Below are 17695 nucleotides of genomic sequence, written 5' to 3' on the forward strand. Positions count from 1 at the left end.
CGCATCTCCCGAACCCGCATCAACCCCAACACAGAAAAGAGCACCCCTGCTCATGCACAGCAAGCGGATACGCACTTCCCTCGTCGCCGGTGCCGGCGTGCTCGGCATGGTGGCCCTGAGCGCCTGCGGAGCGGCGGAGACCGACAGCAGCGGCTCCGGGGACGGCGGCGGCGTCGACAAGGTCACGCTGGCCGTTCCGTCCTGGGTCGGCGCGCAGGCGAACACCGCCGTCGCGGCGAAGCTCCTCGAGGACGAGATGGACATCGAGGTCACCCAGCAGCAGATGGACGAGCCGGTCGCCTTCGACGCGCTGAACAGCGGCAAGGCCCAGGCCATCATGGAGGACTGGGGCGGCGTTCCGAAGAAGGAGGAGCTCTACGTCGAGGAGAAGAAGACGGTCGTCCCGGCCGGCGACCTCGGCGTCGAGGGCCACATCGGCTGGTTCGTCCCCAAGTACTACGCGGAGGAGAACCCCGAGGTCCTGGACTACAAGAACCTCAACGACTTCGCCGACGACTTCAAGACGTCCGAGTCCGGGGACAAGGGCCAGTTCATCGGTGCCGCCCCGTCGTACACCTCGTACGACGAGGAGCTGATCAAGAACCACGACCTGGACTTCAAGGTCCTGCCGACCGGCAGCGAGGCGGCCCAGCTCAAGGAGATCCAGCGGCTCTTCGACGCGAAGAAGCCCTTCATCTCCTACTGGTGGGAGCCGCAGTGGATGAACGCCACCATCGAGATGGTCGAGGTCGAGCTGCCCGAGTACGAGGAGGGCTGCAACGAGCCCGCGGAGCAGACCGAGTGCGGCTACCAGACCCTCATGCTCAAGAAGTTCTTCAACAAGGACTTCGACGAGAACGGGGGTGAGGCCGCCGAGTTCCTGCGGAACTTCGAGTGGACCACCGACGACCAGAACGAGGTCGCCAAGATGATCGCCGGCGAGGAGATGGACCCGGCCGACGCCGCGGCCGAGTGGATCGCCGCCAACGAGGACGTGTGGAAGCAGTGGATTCCCGAGTCCGCCAAGTGAGGCACCGCGGCGCCTGACGCCGCGCGGCGCGAGGCCCCGGAAGCGTGCGGGAACGGCTTCCGGGGCCTCGCGCGTCCTTCAGGGCGGTACCGTTCCCGGGATGCTCGGGGCTCCGGGGGCAGGACGGCCCGCGCGGCCGGACGCGGTGCCGCGGCCGGGAGGGGCCCGGACCGCCGGCGACACAGCAGGGGGGACGTCTCGGATGGGTCGGACGGGTCGGACGGGTCGGACGGGAAGCGGCAGGGTCGGCGGCGCGGGCGGAGCGGTTGTGCGTCGCGGAGCGCTCGCCGCGGGGGTGGTGCTCGTGCTGACGGCCGCCACCGGATGCACCGCGTCGTCCGAGGACGACAATGACGGGGACGGGCGGGACTACCGCCGCATCACCCTCGCCGTCCCGCCATGGGCCGGGGCCCGGGCGAACGTCGCGGTGGCGCAGCGGCTGCTGGAGCGCGAGCTGGGCATCGGCGTCACGGTCGAGGTCATGACCGGGGCGGACTCCTGGGACGCCCTCAACGACGGCTCGGTGCAGGCGATCCTGGAGGACTGGCGGGTCTACACCGACCGCGAGGAGAAGTACCTGGAGAAGCGCCGCACGGTCATCGAGGCGGGCGACCTCGGCGTCACCGGCCACATCGGCTGGTTCGTGCCCAAGTACTACGCGGACGAGAACCCGGGGATCACCGACTGGGAGAACCTCAACGACCACGTCGAGGACTTCCAGCCGTCCGGTGGCAGGGGCCGGTTCATCGGAGCCGACGCCCAGTTCACCAACTACGACGCCCACCTCGTCGAGAACCTGGAGCTGGACTACCGCATCGACGAGACCGAGGGCGAGGACGGCCTCCTGGCGGCGATCGACGAGGCCTACGAGGCCCGGGAGCCCTTCCTCACCTACTGGTACGAACCGCACTGGAAGAACCTGGAGCTCGACCTCGTCGAGGTCGAGCTGCCCACGTTCGTGGAGGGTTGCAACGAACCGGTGGAGAGGGCCGACTGCGCGTACCCGACCATGCCGCTCCAGAAGTACTTCCACACCGACTTCGAGGAGCACGGCGGAACGGCGGCCGAGTTCCTGCGCAACTTCCGCTGGTCCAACGAGCACCAGAACGAGGTGGCCGCGATGATCGGCGACGAGGGGGTGCCGGCGGAGGAGGCGGCCGACCGGTGGATCAAGGAGAACGAGGCGGTGTGGAGCTCCTGGATGCCCGAGCGCCCCGCCCGGGGGCCGGGCTGACGGTGCGCCACGGCGGCGGGCCGGCCACGGACCGCGCGGGGCCCGCATGTTCCGCGGCGGTACCGCTTGCCGCGCGGAGGTGCCCGTACGGCGAGGCGCGGAAGCCCCGTGACGGAGACGTTCGGAAACGTCTCCGTCACTCCGGGTCCACCGGTGCCGAGACCGGATGGCGGCGCGTTCGCGCGCGTTGGTTGCGGTGCTGTCACGACCTGACCGTGCAAGGTACCGCCCTGTTAGAGTCCGTCTATCTCCACCAGCCCCCACACGTCGCTCGTGCCCGCCGCACTCGTCCAGGTCGAAGAAGATACGTACATGCTTGGTATACGCGCCGCCCGGCTGTCCGCCCGCAGATCACTCATCGCCGGAACCGGGGTCCTCGCGCTGCTCGCGCTGACCGCGTGCGGCTCCGACTCCGCCGCCGACCGCGAGCCGGTCACTCTGATCTCGCCGCTATGGGCCGGGGGTCAGGCGAATGTGGCGGTCGCCAAGTACATGCTGGAGGAGGAGCTCGGCTACCGGGTGAACGTGGAGGAGATGGCGGAGTCCGACGGCTGGGCGGCCGTGGGAGGGGGCGACGCCGACGCCATCCTGGAGGACTGGGACCTCCCCGAGGAGTACGAGAAGTGGGTCGAGCAGGCGGGCACCGTGGTGTCGGCCGGACAGCTCGGCGTGACGGGCCGGATCGGCTGGTTCGTCCCGAGCTATCTGGCGGACAGCGACCGGGAGATCACCCGCTGGGAGAACCTCAACGCGTACGCCGACCTCTTCACCACCCCGGGAAGCGGCGGCAAGGGCGTGCTTTACCAGGGCGACCCCTCGTACAAGTCGAACGACGAGGCGCTGATCGAGAACCTCGACCTCGACCTGGAGCTGGAGTACCTCGGTTCCGAGGACGCGCAACTGGAGCGGATCCGGCAGCGGGCCAAGACGCAGGAACCTTTTCTCACCTACTGGTGGACCCCGCACTGGATCGAGGCGGAGGTCGAGCTGTCCGAGGTGCGGCTGCCGGACCACTACGACGGCTGCGACGACGATCCGGACAAGGTCGCCTGTGGATACGCGGAGACCCCCTTGATGAAGTACCTCAACGCGGACTTCGCGGAGAACGGCGGCAAGGCCGCCGGCTTCCTGCGGAACTTCGAGTGGGGCGAGGACGAGCAGAACGAGGTCGCCCGCATGATCGCTGGCGACGGCCTGTCGCTGGACGCCGCCGCCCGGCAGTGGGCCGGCGAGAACGAGGGCACCTGGAAGAAGTGGCTCTGGGGACTCTGAGCCCCGCTCCGGTGCGGTCGCCGCGTCTCCCCGCGTCCCCGCCCGCACCGTCCGCCCGCACCCGGCGCCCTGGTCCGGTCCGGGCGCCGGCGGACGCCCGGACCGGAGGGGCAGCCGGGTCCCTCAGTGCCCGGCGAGCACCTCGCGCAGCCTGTCGAGCCCCCAGTCCAGGTCCTCCTCGGAGATGGTCAGCGGCGGTGCGATCCGGATCGTGGAGCCGTGGGTGTCCTTGACCAGCACCCCCTTGGCCAGCAACCGCTCGGACAGCTCGCGGCCCGTCCCCCGCTCCGGGGCGATGTCCACCCCGGCCCACAGCCCCCGCCCCCGGACGTGCTCGACCGCCCCCGCCTCCGCGAGCGCGGCCAGCGCGCGATGCAGGTGGGCGCCCAGCCCGGCGGCGCGCGCGAGGTACTCCCCCTCGCGCAGCATGGCGATCACCTCCAGGGCGACCGCGCAGGCCAGCGGATTGCCGCCGAAGGTCGAACCGTGCTCGCCCGGCCGGTGGACCCCGAGCACCTCCCGGGAGGAGACCACCGCCGACACCGGCACCACGCCCCCTCCCAGCGCCTTGCCCAGCACGTACATGTCGGGGACGACGCCCTCGTGCTCGCAGGCGAACAGGGCACCGGTGCGGCCCAGGCCCGACTGGATCTCGTCCGCGAGGAGCAGTACGTTCCGCTCCCGGGTGAGTGCGCGCACGGCGGGCAGGTACCCGGGCGGGGGCACCCGCACGCCGGCCTCGCCCTGGATCGGCTCCAGCAGCACCGCGACGGTGTCCTCGTCCACCGCGGCGGCCAGCGCCTCCGCGTCCCCGTACGGCACGACCGTGAATCCGGGCGTGTACGGACCGTGGTCGGCGCGGGCCTCGGGGTCGGTGGAGAAGCTCACGATCGTGGTGGTGCGGCCGTGGAAGTTGCCGTCGGCCACCACGATCCGCGCGCGGCCGTCCGGCACCCCCTTCACCCGGTAGCCCCATTTCCTGGCGGTCTTGACCGCGGTCTCGACGGCCTCGGCCCCGGTGTTCATCGGCAGCACCGCCTCCATCCCGCAGAGGGCGGCCAGTTCGGCGCAGAAGGCGGCGAAGCGGTCGTGGTGGAACGCCCGCGAGGTGAGCGTCACCCGGTCGAGCTGCGCCTTCGCGGCGGCGATCAGGCGCGCATTGCCGTGCCCGAAGTTCAGAGCCGAGTACCCGGCCAGCAGGTCGAGATAGCGGCGCCCCGCCACGTCCGTCATCCAGGCGCCCTCCGCCGAGCTCACCACGACGGGGAGCGGGTGGTAGTTGTGGGCGCTGTGCGCCTCCGCGGAGGCGATCAGTTCTTCGGCGCTGGGCATCGCTGCGCTCCTTCCGGGTCAGGGCGCCGGCGGCGGTCGGAGCGCCGGTGCCGCCCCCATCGTCCGCCGCCCGGGGTGTTGTGCACCACACCGGCTCGCGCCCGGGCGCACACCGGGTGATTGGCGCGGTCCGTGACGGTATGCGACCTGTGGTGATCCGCGCAGGCAGGGCAGGTGGCGCCGCCGGACCCGCGCCGGGGGCCGTCGCGGGACAGGGTCGCCGGGCACCGGCGCACTCCTGCCAGTCCTTGCACAAGGGCCGATCCCGGCCGGGCGCTCTGCGAGAATGTCTGCCATGGCTCTCGATCGTCCGCGCGTGCTGTCCGGTATCCAGCCCACCGCAGGATCCTTCCACCTGGGGAACTACCTCGGTGCGGTGCGCCAGTGGGTGGCCCTCCAGGAGAACCACGACGCCTTCTACGCCGTCGTGGACCTGCACGCGATCACGGTGCCGCAGGACCCCGCCGCGCTCCGCGCCTCCACCAGGCTGTCGGTCGCCCAGCTGCTGGCCGCGGGGCTCGACCCGCAGCGCTGCACCCTCTTCGTGCAGAGCCAGGTGCCCGAGCACGCGCAGCTGGCCTGGGTGATGAACTGCCTCACCGGCTTCGGCGAGGCCTCCCGGATGACGCAGTTCAAGGACAAGTCCGCCAAGCAGGGCGCCGAGGGCACCACGGTCGGCCTCTTCACCTACCCGGTCCTCCAGATCGCCGACATCCTGCTCTACCACGCCGATCAGGTGCCGGTCGGCGAGGACCAGCGGCAGCACATCGAGATCACCCGGGACATCGCCGAGCGGTTCAACACCCGGTTCGGGAAGACTTTCGACCTCCCCGAGGCGTACATCCTCAAGGACACGGCGAAGATCTACGACCTCCAGGACCCGACGATCAAGATGAGCAAGTCCGCCTCCTCGCCGAAGGGCATCGTCAACCTGCTCGACGAGCCGAAGGCGACGGCCAAGAAGATCAAGGGCGCCGTCACCGACACCGGCTCGGAGATCCGCTTCGACCGCGAGGAGAAGCCGGGGGTCAGCAACCTGCTGACCATCCACGCCGTACTGACCGGCACCCCGGTCGCCGAACTGGAGCAGCGCTTCGCGGGCAAGGGCTACGGCGCGCTGAAGACCGAGCTGGCCGAGGTCGTCACCGACTGGGTGACACCCTTCCGCGCACGGACGCAGGAATATCTGGACGACCCGGAGACGCTGGACTCGATCCTGGCCGAAGGAGCGGAGAAGGCGCGTACCGTTGCCGCCGAGACGCTCGCCCAGGCCTACGACAGGGTGGGCTTCCTGCCCGCCAAGCACTGACCGGCCGCCGCCCGGCGCGCACCGCTCCGCGGGGCCGCAGACAGCGGTCCGGTTCGTCCCGGAAAGGAGACAACGTGGGGACCGTCACGCTCGGTGTTTCGATCTCGGTCCCGGAGCCGTACGGCAGTCTGCTCCAGGAGCAGCGCGCGGCCTTCGGTGACGGCGCTGCTCACGGCATCCCCACGCACGTCACGCTGCTGCCGCCCACCGAGGTGGACGCGGCGCTGCTGCCGGCCGTCGAGGAGCATCTCGCCGCCGTCGCGGCGTCCGAGCACGTCTTCCGGATGCGGCTGGCCGGGACGGGCACCTTCCGGCCGCTCTCCCCTGTGGTCTTCGTGCAGGTGGTCGAGGGGGCGAGGGCCTGCGGCCGGCTCCAGGAGCGGGTGCGGGAGGCCTCGGGGCCGCTCGCCAGGGAGCTGAACTTCCCCTACCACCCGCACGTGACCGTCGCCCACGGCATCGAGGAGGCGGCCATGGACTTCGCCCACGCGGAGCTGGCCGACTTCGAGGCGGCCTGGCCGGCCCCCGGGTTCGCCCTCTACGAGCAGGGTGACGACGGAGTGTGGAGGTTGCAGCGCGAGTTCCACTTCGGCGGCCGCTCCGGCTGCGCGCCGCTGCCCGGGCTCCCGCAGCAGAACGCCCGGCACGTCCGCCCGGCCGCTCCCAGTCGCTGAGGCGGCCGCCGGGGAGCCACCCGGGCTGAGCGCGCACAGGCCCCGCGGATGCCCTCCCCGGGCCGCGCCGTCCGGTCCGCAGGTCCTGCGGGTCGGGGCCCAATCGGGGTAGAACGGCTCCATGGAGTGGTTGATCAAGCAGCCTGTCATCGGTCCCCTGCTCGTCCGCCTGATGCGCACCCACCTGTGGCGGGCGTACCGACGTCTGGAGCACACGCACTGGGACCGGCTGTCCGCCGCCATCACTTTCATCAGCTTCCTCTCGCTCTTCCCGATGCTGGCGCTCGGCGCCGCGGTGGCCGCCGCCTACCTCTCCCCGGAGCAGATCGAGGAGGGCCAGCGGTGGCTCTCCGACCAGGTGCCGGGGATCTCCGACCGGATCGGCCTCCAGTCCTTCGTCGACAACGCCGGCACGGTGGGGCTGATCGCCGGGGTGACGCTGCTCTTCACCGGGCTGGGCTGGGTGCACTCGCTGCGGGACTGCCTGCGCGCGGTCTGGCTGCTGGACGAGGAGGACGTCAACCTCGTCGTCGGCAAGCTCAAGGACCTCGGCATGCTGCTCGGCCTCGGGCTGGTGGTGCTGCTCTCCCTGGCCGGCTCCGCGTTCGCGGTCGGCGCAGTGGAGTGGACGGCCGAGCGGCTGGGCGTGGAGCAGGCCGACCCGGTCGGCTGGCTGCTGCGCATCGCGCCGGTCGCCGCGGCGCTCGCGGTGGACTTCCTGCTGCTGGGCTACGTCCTGACGCGGGTGCCGGGCGTCCGGCCCGGCCGCCGTACGCTCGTGGAGGCGGGACTGATGGGTGCGGTGGGCTTCGAGCTGCTCAAGCTGCTGCTCGGCGGCTACCTCAGGGGGGTCGCCGGAAAGAGCATGTACGGCGCGTTCGGGGTGCCGATCGCCCTGCTGGTCTGGATCAGCCTGATGGCCAAGCTGCTGCTCCTCTGCGCCGCCTGGACGGCCACCGCACGCGCGCGGCACTCCGACGCCGACGAGGAGCCCCTGGGCGCCGAGGAGCCGGAGCGCGGGACCGGCGAGGGGAGGGACGAGGACGCCGTCCCGTCCGCCCCGGGGCCGCGGGGCCCCGCGGCGCACGAGCCCGGGCCGGGGGGCCCGGGGGTCACTCCTTCGGGCCCGGGAGGAGGTCCGCCGCCGCCCGAGGGGTCGCGCGCCGGGAGGTCCACGGCCGGCGGGGAGTGAACCGCCCACCGGCCCGCCCCGCCCGCCCGGCGGCCGTGCCCGCCGCCCGCTCCGCGGCGGTCGGCCGGTGCCGCAGCAGGACGCCCACGCCGGCCAGCGCCAGCAGCATCGCGGCACTCACCCCGAGCGCCGTCACGGTGCCGCCGCGCGCCGGCGCTTCCCCGGCGGCGACGCGGGAGCCCCCGGCCAGTCCCGTCTCGCCTTCCTCGCCGTTCTTGCCGCCCGCCGCGTCCACCCGGCGCTGCTCCGCCAGCGGCGGCACCAGTTCGCCGACCGGTTCGACCTTGCCGGCCGCCTCGAAGCCCCAGTCCAGCAGCGCGGCGGTCTCCTCGTACACCCGGTGGTGGCCCTTCTCCGGGTGCATCGCGGTGACCAGCAGCTTGCGGTCCCCGCGCTGCGCGACGCCGGTGAAGGTGTATCCCGCCTCGCTCGTGTAGCCGTTCTTGATGCCGGCCAGGCCCTCGTACGGATCCAGGCCCAGGTCACCGATCAGCAGCCGGTTGGTGTTCTGGATCTCGAAGTGCTCCCGCTCGTCCCCGCTTCCGCCGCCGGGGAACTGGGTCCGCACGGTGGAGGCGTAGGTGCGGAAGTCGGGCTTCTGCATCCCGGAGCGGGCGATCAGCGTCAGATCGTAGGCGGAGGAGACCTGGCCCTCGGCGTCGTACCCGTCCGGGCTGACCACCGTGGTGTCCCCGGCGCCCAGCTTCTCGGCGTGGTCGTTCATCTCGCGCACGGTCTGGGCCAGCCCGCCGTTCATGGCGGCCAGCACGTGCACGGCGTCGTTCCCCGAGCTGAGGAAGACGCCGTTCCACAGGTCCTCGACGGTGTAGGAGTGGTCCTCCTTGACGCCGACCGCGCTGCTGCCCGCACCCAGGGCCGCGAGGTCCTCGGGGAGCACCATGTGCTCGGTCTCCTTGTCGAACTTCGGCAGGAGGGTGTCGGCGAACAGCATCTTGATGGTGGACGCCGGTGCGAGCGGCCAGTGCGCGTTCCGCGCGGCCAGGACCTCGCCCGTCTCGGCGTCGGCGACGATCCAGGAGCGCGAGGTGAGCTTCTTCGGCAGGCCGGGGGCGTCCTGGCCGGGCAGCGGCTCCACCTGGTCGCCCGAGCGGCCGAGCCGCTCACCGCCGACGGCGGACATCTGCTTCGGCGGCTTCACGTCCTCCGCTCCGGCCGCGGACGCCGGCAGGAGCAGCGCGGGCAGCAGCACGGCGGTGGTCACCGCCGGACGGGCGAGGAAACGAGCGACTGTATGAAGAATCATGGGCACTCAGTGAAAGTACCGCCTCCTCGCGGACTTGAGGACCGGGTGCGTGACCGGTACCCGCCGCCGTAGCCCCTCAAGGGGAACGGAATCAGCCAGACGGCCGCAGGGACCGCCCGGTGCGCCGGGCCGTCCCGTGGCGGCCGGCGCAGCGAAGGAGCCGTCATACCGCCCCGCGGGGCGTCCCGTTCGGCCGTCCGTCCCGCTGTGGGCGGGCCGGGCGCACGGGGGCCGGGCGCCGCCAGGGCGCCGGGGCCCCTCCGGGTGCTCCGGCCCGCGCCTCCGCGGCCCCTGACGTTCGCTCACAGCCAACCCAGCCGCCACAGCCGCCACACGCCGCTGCTGTCCGAAAGGTACTGGAGGCCGACGACCTCCGGCACGCCGAGCCCGTAGTCCTTCTGCCGCCACAGCGGCAGGACCGGGACCTCGCGCGCCACCTCGCGGTGGATCGTCCGGAACTCCTCCCTCACCCGTCCGCGGCTCCGGCTGCGCCGGGTGGTGCGGACCAGTTCGTCGATCTCCTCGTTGCGGTAGCCGTTGTGGAGGACGCTGCCGCTGCCCACCAGGGGAGCGGTGAAGGTGTCCGGGTCCGGGTGGGCGGGGGCGCGGTCGAGCAGGTAGACGTCGAAGTCCCCGGCTGCATGCCCGGCCGCGAGGTCGTCCCCCTCGTAGGCCCGGGTCGTCACCCGGAAGAGTCCGGAACCGTTCAACTGCGCGGTCAGCTCCGCGGCCTCCGCCTCCCCGGTCGCGCCGCGCGCGTACGCCGGCCGGAACCGCACCGGTGTCTCCACCCCCGTCCCGGCCAGCAGGGCCACCGCCGCGGCACGGTCCGGCTCCGGGCGGTTGTCGAAGAAGGGCGTTCCGTGGCCCGTCATGCCCTGCGGGATCAGCGAGTACAGCGGCTCGACCGTTCCGCGGTGCACCTCGCGGACCAGGCGCTGCCGGTCGACGAGGGCGGCGACGGCCTGTCGCACCGCCGCGTCACCCAGCGGGGACCCGTCCCGGGTGTCGAGGACAGCCGTCCGGATGCCGGAGCCGGCCTGCTCGACGAGGTGGCAGCCGGTGGCGGATGCGTCCAGCGCCGCGAGCGCCGCGGGCGGCATCCGCCCGGCGCTGACGTCGATCCGCCCCTCCTCCCAGGCCGCGGCCAGTTCCTCGGAGTCGTCGACGTACCGCATGTCACGGGGGAGTGCGCCCGGCTTTGGGCGCCGCGGTACGTGGGGTTCGGGGGCAGCCGGACGGTGCCGCCCCGCTCGTACCCGTCGAGCAGGTAGGGTCCCGAGCCCGACACCGCGGCGCCGGTGAGGAGGCCGTCGGGGAAGCAGGCGGTGCTGTCCACGACGGAGGCGGCACCGCCGGCCAGCTTGTACGGGAAGGTGGCGTCGGCGGCGGCCAACCGGGACTCGACCACGTGGCCGTCGGCTGTGCTCTCCCGGACCGCCTCGAACAGCGGAGCCGGGCCCCGGTCGGCGCTGATGCGGGTGATCCGGTCCAACGGGAACCGCACGTCCCGGGCGGTCATCGGCCGCCCGTCGGCGAACATGAGTCCGCCCGGAGGGTGCACCGGTACGTCAGCGGGTCGTCCCCGGTGAATGCGCAGCTCTCGGCCGCGTCCGGCACCGGGTCGGCGGCGCCGGGCCGGAAGGTGAGCAGCGACTGGTAGAGGTTGCTGAACAGCGCCGAGGAGGCCGCGTCGTAGGCGCCTGCCGGATCGAGCGAGGTGACGGAACCGGTGGTGCCGACCACGATCGGTTCGCCCTCCCACCCGTCAGCCCGGATCAGCCGGTGGGCGCCGGCGGTGGCGCCCACCAGCACGACGACCAGCACCGCGATCCGCACGGCCACACCGGCACGTCCACCCCGCACCGCATCGTACCGCTCCCTCCCGAGCCGCCGTCAGGTGGTGATCACCCAACCACACAGCGCAGCACCGCGCACCGGATTGCACCCCAACACGCTTCTCCGGAGCCGGAATTGCCGTGCGGAGCGCACCCTGCACCGGGCTGTCACCGAACCGGCGCACGCTGTTCACGCCGGGGAGCGGCGGCCGTGTCACGCTCCGCATGTTGAGTTCATGCCATCGCGCGTGCGGTTCGACGGCTCCGGCCCGGTAGCTACGCGCGTCAACGGGAGAGGACACCCCCCCCATGACCGTCCCCCGCACCAGGCACCGCAGGGCGCTCGTCGCCGTCTCCGCCGGACTGTTGCTCGCCGGCCTCACCGTGCACCACGCCGCTGCCGGGCCGGACCCCGCCGCTCCGCTGCCGGAACGTTCCACCGCGGCGCAGGAACGGCTCGACGCCGAGATCGACGCCTACTACGCGGACGCCGAGGGCAAGACCGGCGAACCGCTCCGCGAGGCGCTGCACGAGATCGTCAGCGACCAGAGCACGCTCTCCTACTCCCAGGTGTGGGACGCGCTCAAGGAGACCGACGAGGACCCGGACGACTCCGGAGACGTGGTGCTGCTCTACAGCGGCCGCTCCCAGGCCAAGGACACCAACGGCGGCAGCGTCGGTGACTGGAACCGGGAACACGTCTGGGCCAAGTCGCACGGGGGCTTCGGCACGTCCACCGGCCCCGGTACCGACCTCCACCACCTGCGGCCGACCGACGTGCAGGTCAACAGCGCGCGCGGCAACAAGGACTTCGACAACGGCGGCAGTCCGGTCAGCGGGGCGCCGGACAGCAGCACCGACGGCGACTCCTTCGAACCCCGTGACGAGGTCAAGGGCGACGTCGCCCGCATGGTCCTCTACATGGCGGTGCGGTACGAGGGCGGCGACGGCCACGCCGACCTGGAGGTCAACGACCGGGTCGGCAACGGCTCGGTGCCGTATCTGGGGAAGATCTCTGTCCTGGAGCAGTGGCACCTCCAGGACCCGCCGGACGCCTTCGAGGAGCGCCGGAACCAGGTGATATTCGAGGACTTCCAGCACAATCGGAACCCGTTCGTCGACCACCCGGAGTGGGTCTCCGAGATCTGGTGAACCGGCCGTCCCGCCCGCAGGCGCCGTCCGGCGGGCGGGGAGCGGTGCCGGGACCGTCCGGCGGGCGCCGGGGCTGGCCGGGGCGGGAGCGGGCGGGCAGAATCGGGGGACCCGCCCGGGGAGCCCGCCGGGCCTACCCGGGAGCGCGCGTGAACGCGGAGAACCGACGACCGCAGGACGGGGACCGGCGGGCGGGGGACAACCCGGCCCGGCTCGCCGCAGGCAGCGGCGAGGACCGGCTGCTGAGCGGGCTGACCGTCGACGACAGCCGGCCGGAGCAGCCCACCCTGCTGGACAGCGCGGGCCGGCGCCCGGAGACCTGGCGGGAGAACCACCCCTACGAGCACAAGGTGCGGCGCAAGGAGTACGAGCGCACCAAGCGCGTCCTCCAGATCGAGATGCTCAAGCTCCAGAAATGGATCAAGGACACCGGCGGACGTCTGGTCGTCGTCTGCGAGGGGCGGGACGCGGCGGGCAAGGGCGGCACCATCCAGCGCTTCACCGAGCGCCTCAACCCGCGCGGCGCGCGGGTCGTCGCGCTGGAGAAGCCGACCGGGCGCGAGTCGGGCCAGTGGTACTTCCAGCGGTACGCGGCGCAACTGCCCGCCGCCGGTGAGCTCGTCTTCTTCGATCGCTCCTGGTACAACCGGGCCGGAGTGGAGAAGGTGATGGGGTTCTCCACCCCCGGCCAGGTGGAGCTGTTCCTGCACCAGGCACCGGACTTCGAGCGGATGCTCGTCGAGGACGGCATCCTGTTGGTGAAGTTCTGGTTCTCCGTATCCCGCTCCGAGCAGCGCACCCGGTTCGCCGTCCGGCAGATCGACCCGGTGCGGCAGTGGAAGCTCTCGGACACCGACCTCGCCTCACTGGACCTCTGGGACGCCTACACCGCCGCCAAGGTCGGGATGTTCCGTGCCACCGACACCGCGCACGCGCCCTGGACGGTGGTGAAGAACAACGACAAGAAGCGCGGACGCCTGGAGGCCATGCGCAGCCTGCTCGCCACGGTCGACTACGCCAGCAAGGACCCGGAGGCGGTGGGCAAGCCAGATCCGCTGATCGTCGGGCCCGCGGACACGCTGCTGGAGCCCGGCGAGGAGGACGCCGACCTCTCGCCGACCTCGCTCGCGAGCGGTCTGAGCACCCCCGGGGCACACCCCGAGTGCTGAACGACCGCGGTGGCCGGCCCGGGGGCGGTGCGAACCGCCGCCGGGCCGGCCAGTGTGCCGACGCCGTCACGGCACGCTCGGACGTCGGCGGTGGAGGCGGCACGCCGCCTCCCTACTTCCCCTGGCGTCCGCGCCGGCGGCGCTCCCGCACTGCCACCGGTGGTACGCCGTCGCCCGCCTTCCGTCCGGCAGGTCTCCTTCAGCTTCCTCCCTGCACGGAACGGAGTGCTCCTCCTCCCGCGCCGGTCGGCAACGGCTGCCGGTGCGGGCGGATTCGACGGGCACTCCTCCGTCTGGCCGCGTTCCGGCGCGGCAAACCTCGGCCGTTGCCGTCCCGCGGTGCGCCCGGCGCACTCCGGCGCCGGCCCCGCGACACACAGCAAGCGACTTCGGGACCGAGGTGAACGTCTTCGCCTCCTCGGAGGACAAGGTCGCCGACCTGACCGGGAAGCTCTCCCGGCAGAAGGGGCAGCAGGCCGCCGGCTGACGCCCCGCCCCCGGTACGCGGCCGGGGGGCCCGGATACTGGGGGCATGAGCTCCGCAACCGGCAACGAGCGCCCCGTCCCGCCTCCCCGCCACCGCGCGGTGGAGGCGACCGTCCTCGTGGTGGAGGACGAGCCGAGCATCGCCGACGTCCTCACCCTCACCCTGCGCTACCACGGTTTCGCGGTGGTCACCGCGGCCGGGGTCGGGACAGCGCGCGAAGCGGCCCGGACGGCCCGCCCGGACGCCGTCCTGCTGGACATCGCGCTGCCCGACGGGGACGGCCGCCGGCTCTGCGGCACCCTGCGCGCCGAGCACCCGGATCTGGCGGTGGTGTTCCTCACCGCCCGCGACGCCCCGGCCGAGGTCGTCCAGGGCCTCACCCTCGGCGGGGACGACTACATCACCAAGCCCTTCCACGTGGACGAGGTGGTCGCCCGGCTCCGCGCGGTGCTCCGCCGCGTCCGGCCGCCCGCTCCGGCGCCGGAGGCCGCGCCGCGCCCGCCGGTGCTGCACCACGGCGACCTGGAACTGGACGAGGCCACCTTCACCGTCCGCCGCGGGGGGAGGTCCGCGGACCTCACCCCGACCGAGTTCGCCCTGCTGCGGCACCTCGTCCGGCACGCCGACCGCCTCGTTCCCAAGGAGCAACTCCTCCGGCACGTCTGGCGGTTCGAGCACGCGGTGGAGTCCACCGTGGTGGAGACCTACATCAGCTACCTGCGGCGCAAGCTCGTACCGCTGGGGCCGCCGCTGATCCGCACCCGGCGCGGGGTCGGCTACGGCCTCCACCCCGCCGACGCGCCGGCCTCCCCGGACGGCTCCTCCGCGACCTCCGGGCCGTCCCGGTGATCCGCCGCTCACCCGACTCGCTGCGGGCTCAACTCACCCTCAGCGCGGTCGCGATGGTGGCCCTCGGGATCGTGATAGCCACCTGCGTGAGCGTCGGCGGCGTCTGGCACTACCTCACGGCCACCATCGACGGCGACCTGGCGACGACCCGCGAGAGCGTCGAGGACTCCGGGTACACGGCGCAGGACGCGACGGCGCTCGCTGCCCTGGTCGGCGCGGAGGCGGGGCCCGCCCCGGCCAACGGCTGGCGCCACGCGGTCCGGCGTCCGGTCCTCGTCCTGCTGGACGGCGACGGCCGCCCCACCGGTGCGCCGGACGGTCCCACGGGCGAGGTGCAGCGGGACCTGGCGGCAGCGGTGCCGGACGCCGGACGGACGGCCGGGACCGGCGAGCCGTTCGGGGCCGCGGCCGGGCGCGGGCACTACCGTGCCGTCGCCGCGGAGCTCGGCGACGGCACGGTGGCGCTGCTGGCCGACTCCACCGAGGCCGTGCACGCGCTCACCTGGAAGGTGGTCAAGCTCGAACTGGTCGCGGGGGCCGTGCTGATCGCCGTGCTCGGCCTGATGACCTCGCGCAGTGCCCGCCGTCGGCTGCGCCCGCTGGAGGACATGGTCGAGACCGCCTCGGCGATAGCCGAGGGGTCCCCCGACAGCTCCAGCCTCTCCCGCCGGGTCGCGGCCCGGAAGGACCGCACCGTGTGCGAGGTGGAGCAGTTGCGCACCGCGCTCAACGCGATGCTGCACCAGGTCGAGGCCGCCTTCGTCACCCGGGAGCACGCCGCGGACCAGCTGCGGCACTTCGTCACCGATGCCTCGCACGAGCTGCGCACGCCGCTCGCCGCCGTCCGCGGCTACCTCCAACTGCACGAGCGCGGCATGATCACCGAGCGGGCCGAGCAGGAGCGGACCTGGGCCCGGATGACCGCGGAGACGGAGCGGATGGCCCGGCTTGTCGACGAGCTGCTCGCCCTGGCCCGGCTCGACCAGCGCCCCCAACTGCGACCGCGGCCCGTCGAACTCGCCCGGCTGGTCGCCGAGTCGGCCGCCGACCTGCGCGCCCAGCAGGCCGAGCGCCCGATCGAGCTGGACCTGCCCGCGGACCCGCGGGACGCCTGCCCGGTGCTCGCCGACGAATCCGTCCTGCGGCAGGTGGTGTCCAACCTGCTGACCAACGTCCGGGTGCACACGCCGGTGACGGCCGCCGTCCGGCTGCGGGTGTCGGCCGACCCCGCAGCGGCGGGCCGGGTGCTGCTGCGGGTCGCCGACGAAGGCCCGGGGATGAGGGCGGAGAACGCCGAGCGGATCTTCGACCGGTTCTTCCGCACCGGTGCCACCGAGGGCAGCGGGCTGGGCATGTCCCTCGTCCGCGCCGGAGCCGAGGCGATGGGCGGCACCGTCGAGGTGGTGACCGCGCCCGGCGCGGGCCTGGCCGTCACCCTCGCGCTGCCCGCCGCGGAGCAGGCCTGCGCCGAGACGGATCAGGCCTGCTCCGAGACCAGCTCCACCACAGTGATGTCCGCCTCCGCACCCACCCGGACCGGCGGGCCCCAGGCCCCCGCGCCGCGGCTGACGTAGAGCTGGGTGTCGCCGTACCGCTCCAGGCCGGCCAGCGTCGGGTTGGCCAGGCCCGCGAGCAGGTTCCCCGGCCACATCTGACCGCCGTGGGTGTGCCCGGAGAGCTGGAGCCCGACGCCGCGGTCGACCGCCTCGTGGATCTGCACCGGCTGATGCGCGAGCAGCACCGAGGCCCGGGACGGGTCGCGGTCGCCGAGCGCCGCCTCGAAGTCCGGGCCGTCGCCGTAGTCCTCACCGGCCACGTCGTTGACGCCGGCCAGGTCGAACCAGCGCAGCTCCTCGCGTTCGTTCTCCAGCGGTCGGAGCCCCAACTCCCGGACGTGGTCGACCCACTCCTCCGCCCCGGCGAAGTACTCGTGGTTGCCGGTCACGAAGTACGAGCCGTCCCGCGCGGAGAGGTCCGCCAGCGGCTCGGCCGCCGACTCCAGGTTCTCCACCGAGCTGTCCACCAGGTCGCCGACCACGGCGGTCATGTCGGGACCGGTGCTGTTGATCAGGTCCACGATGCGCCGGCTGTGCGCCCGGCCGAGCAGCGGCCCGAGGTGGATGTCGCTGACCACGGCGATCCGGTAGCCCTGGCCGCCGCGCGGCAGCTTCGCCAGCGGCACCCGCACCCGTTTCAGCTTCGGCCCGCGGCCCAGCATCCCCCAGGTGCCGTAGCCGACCGTTCCCGCGGCCACCGTGCCTGCCGTGACCGCCGCGGCCCGCGCCACGAACATCCGCCGCGAGGGCCCGGCTGCGGCCACCGCCGTGTCCGCCCCGCCCCCTGGGCCGCCGGGACCGTCCGTCCGCGGCACCCCGGTGGCCGTCGGCCCGTCGCCCTCCGCCTCAGTGGTCGTCCCCGTTCTCTCGGTACCCGCGGTACCCGCCGCTGAGGTCCCGGCGGGACCGGCACCCCCGGTGGGCACGGTCGCCGCCACCGTGTCCCGTACCGGGCCCGGTTGCCGCTCGACGGCGGGGGCGTCGCCCGCCGTGCCGCCACCGGACGCCCGCCGGGCGTCCCGGCGCTCCAGGAACCGGCCCAGCAGCGGACGCACCGGCTCCAGCACCAGCAGCGCCATCAGCAGGTAGATCAGCACCGCGAACCACATGAACCCGGGCCAGCCCAGCACTTGCTGGACGGTGAAGGGGACGACCTCGCCGAACTGGGCGGCGAGCATCACCGAGGGGAGCAGCACCGCGAGGACGTTGCCGGTCCGCCGGTAGCGGCTGCCGGGTACCGAGACGTCCCGCACCAGGCGCTTCCACAGGTACCAGTGCGCCGCCCCGAGCAGGCCCAGAACGGCGACGAGGACCACGACGAACATTGCCTGGAAGCT

At 72.9% G+C, this 17695-nt stretch carries 15 protein-coding genes and 1 pseudogene; 10 read left to right on the forward strand and 6 right to left on the reverse strand.

All coding sequences use genetic code 11. The features are described from left to right. Nucleotides 1-52: 52 nt before the first annotated feature. From H300_RS0106155 to H300_RS0106165, 3 genes are all read left to right on the forward strand, one after another. A complete protein-coding gene (locus tag H300_RS0106155) occupies nt 53-1030 on the forward strand; it encodes a glycine betaine ABC transporter substrate-binding protein (RefSeq protein WP_028426740.1) in 978 nt (325 codons plus the stop codon). Nucleotides 1031-1298: 268 nt separating this feature from the next. Next, nucleotides 1299-2264 carry a glycine betaine ABC transporter substrate-binding protein gene (locus H300_RS25235; protein WP_037979273.1) on the forward strand — a complete coding sequence of 322 codons (966 nt, stop codon included), beginning with the start codon at nt 1299-1301 and terminating at the stop codon, nt 2262-2264. Between the two features lie 312 nt (nt 2265-2576). Further along, entirely contained in the window at nt 2577-3536 is a 960-nt protein-coding gene (locus H300_RS0106165) for a glycine betaine ABC transporter substrate-binding protein (RefSeq protein WP_106966713.1), read from the forward strand. A 123-nt stretch (nt 3537-3659) separates the two neighbouring features. On the opposite strand, the gene rocD is transcribed toward H300_RS0106165, so the two are convergent. Next, complete coding sequence (gene rocD / locus H300_RS0106170; protein ID WP_028426742.1) at nt 3660-4868, reverse strand: ornithine--oxo-acid transaminase; 1209 nt, start codon at nt 4866-4868, stop codon at nt 3660-3662. A 295-nt stretch (nt 4869-5163) separates the two neighbouring features. Between rocD and trpS the strand changes: the two genes are divergently transcribed. The 3 genes from trpS to H300_RS25240 all read left to right on the forward strand — a co-directional run bounded on the left by trpS (nt 5164) and on the right by H300_RS25240 (nt 8043). Continuing rightward, nucleotides 5164-6177 (forward strand): tryptophan--tRNA ligase, encoded by a 1014-nt coding sequence (gene trpS / locus H300_RS0106175; protein ID WP_028426743.1) that lies wholly within the window; start codon nt 5164-5166, stop codon nt 6175-6177. A gap of 74 nt (nt 6178-6251) precedes the next feature. Further along, a complete protein-coding gene (locus H300_RS0106180) occupies nt 6252-6851 on the forward strand; it encodes a 2'-5' RNA ligase family protein (RefSeq protein ID WP_028426744.1) in 600 nt (199 codons plus the stop codon). A 121-nt stretch (nt 6852-6972) separates the two neighbouring features. Beyond that, nucleotides 6973-8043, forward strand: a complete 1071-nt coding sequence (locus tag H300_RS25240) for a YihY/virulence factor BrkB family protein (protein WP_051269561.1) — start codon at nt 6973-6975, stop codon at nt 8041-8043. On the opposite strand, the gene H300_RS25245 is transcribed toward H300_RS25240, so the two are convergent. From H300_RS25245 to H300_RS29140, 4 genes and pseudogenes are all read right to left on the reverse strand, one after another. Further along, complete coding sequence (locus H300_RS25245; protein WP_078515746.1) at nt 7964-9307, reverse strand: D-alanyl-D-alanine carboxypeptidase family protein; 1344 nt, start codon at nt 9305-9307, stop codon at nt 7964-7966. The two genes, H300_RS25240 and H300_RS25245, sit on opposite strands and share 80 nt — an antisense overlap. Before the next feature lie 302 nt (nt 9308-9609). Continuing rightward, nucleotides 9610-10485: an ABC transporter substrate-binding protein gene (locus tag H300_RS29135; RefSeq protein ID WP_051269563.1), complete on the reverse strand. Its 876-nt coding sequence runs from the start codon at nt 10483-10485 to the stop codon at nt 9610-9612. Between the two features lie 89 nt (nt 10486-10574). After that, a pseudogene (locus H300_RS32195) lies at nt 10575-10850 on the reverse strand (ABC transporter substrate-binding protein); the annotation flags it as partial. Further along, nucleotides 10826-11173, reverse strand: coding sequence for a hypothetical protein (locus tag H300_RS29140; RefSeq protein WP_486583576.1), 348 nt, complete (start codon nt 11171-11173; stop codon nt 10826-10828). The pseudogene H300_RS32195 and the gene H300_RS29140, both read right to left, overlap by 25 nt. Before the next feature lie 281 nt (nt 11174-11454). Between H300_RS29140 and H300_RS0106200 the strand changes: the two genes are divergently transcribed. The 4 genes from H300_RS0106200 to H300_RS25255 all read left to right on the forward strand — a co-directional run bounded on the left by H300_RS0106200 (nt 11455) and on the right by H300_RS25255 (nt 16376). Next, entirely contained in the window at nt 11455-12297 is an 843-nt protein-coding gene (locus H300_RS0106200) for an endonuclease (protein WP_028426745.1), read from the forward strand. Nucleotides 12298-12536: 239 nt separating this feature from the next. Then, on the forward strand, nt 12537-13466 hold the full coding sequence (gene ppk2, locus H300_RS0106205) for a polyphosphate kinase 2 (protein ID WP_028426746.1): 930 nt from the start codon (nt 12537-12539) through the stop codon (nt 13464-13466). Nucleotides 13467-13998: 532 nt separating this feature from the next. Further along, the gene (locus H300_RS0106215; protein ID WP_199779139.1) at nt 13999-14802 is read left to right on the forward strand and encodes a response regulator transcription factor; all 804 of its coding nucleotides are present in this window, start codon (nt 13999-14001) and stop codon (nt 14800-14802) included. After that, entirely contained in the window at nt 14799-16376 is a 1578-nt protein-coding gene (locus H300_RS25255) for a sensor histidine kinase (protein ID WP_486583577.1), read from the forward strand. Before H300_RS0106215 ends, H300_RS25255 begins: the two co-directional genes overlap by 4 nt. Here H300_RS25255 and H300_RS0106225 read toward each other — a convergent pair. Further along, a complete protein-coding gene (locus H300_RS0106225; RefSeq protein WP_028426748.1) occupies nt 16280-17683 on the reverse strand; it encodes a metallophosphoesterase in 1404 nt (467 codons plus the stop codon). The genes H300_RS25255 and H300_RS0106225 overlap by 97 nt on opposite strands. Nucleotides 17684-17695 lie beyond the last annotated feature (12 nt).

The organism is Streptomyces sp. TAA040 (assembly GCF_000424845.1).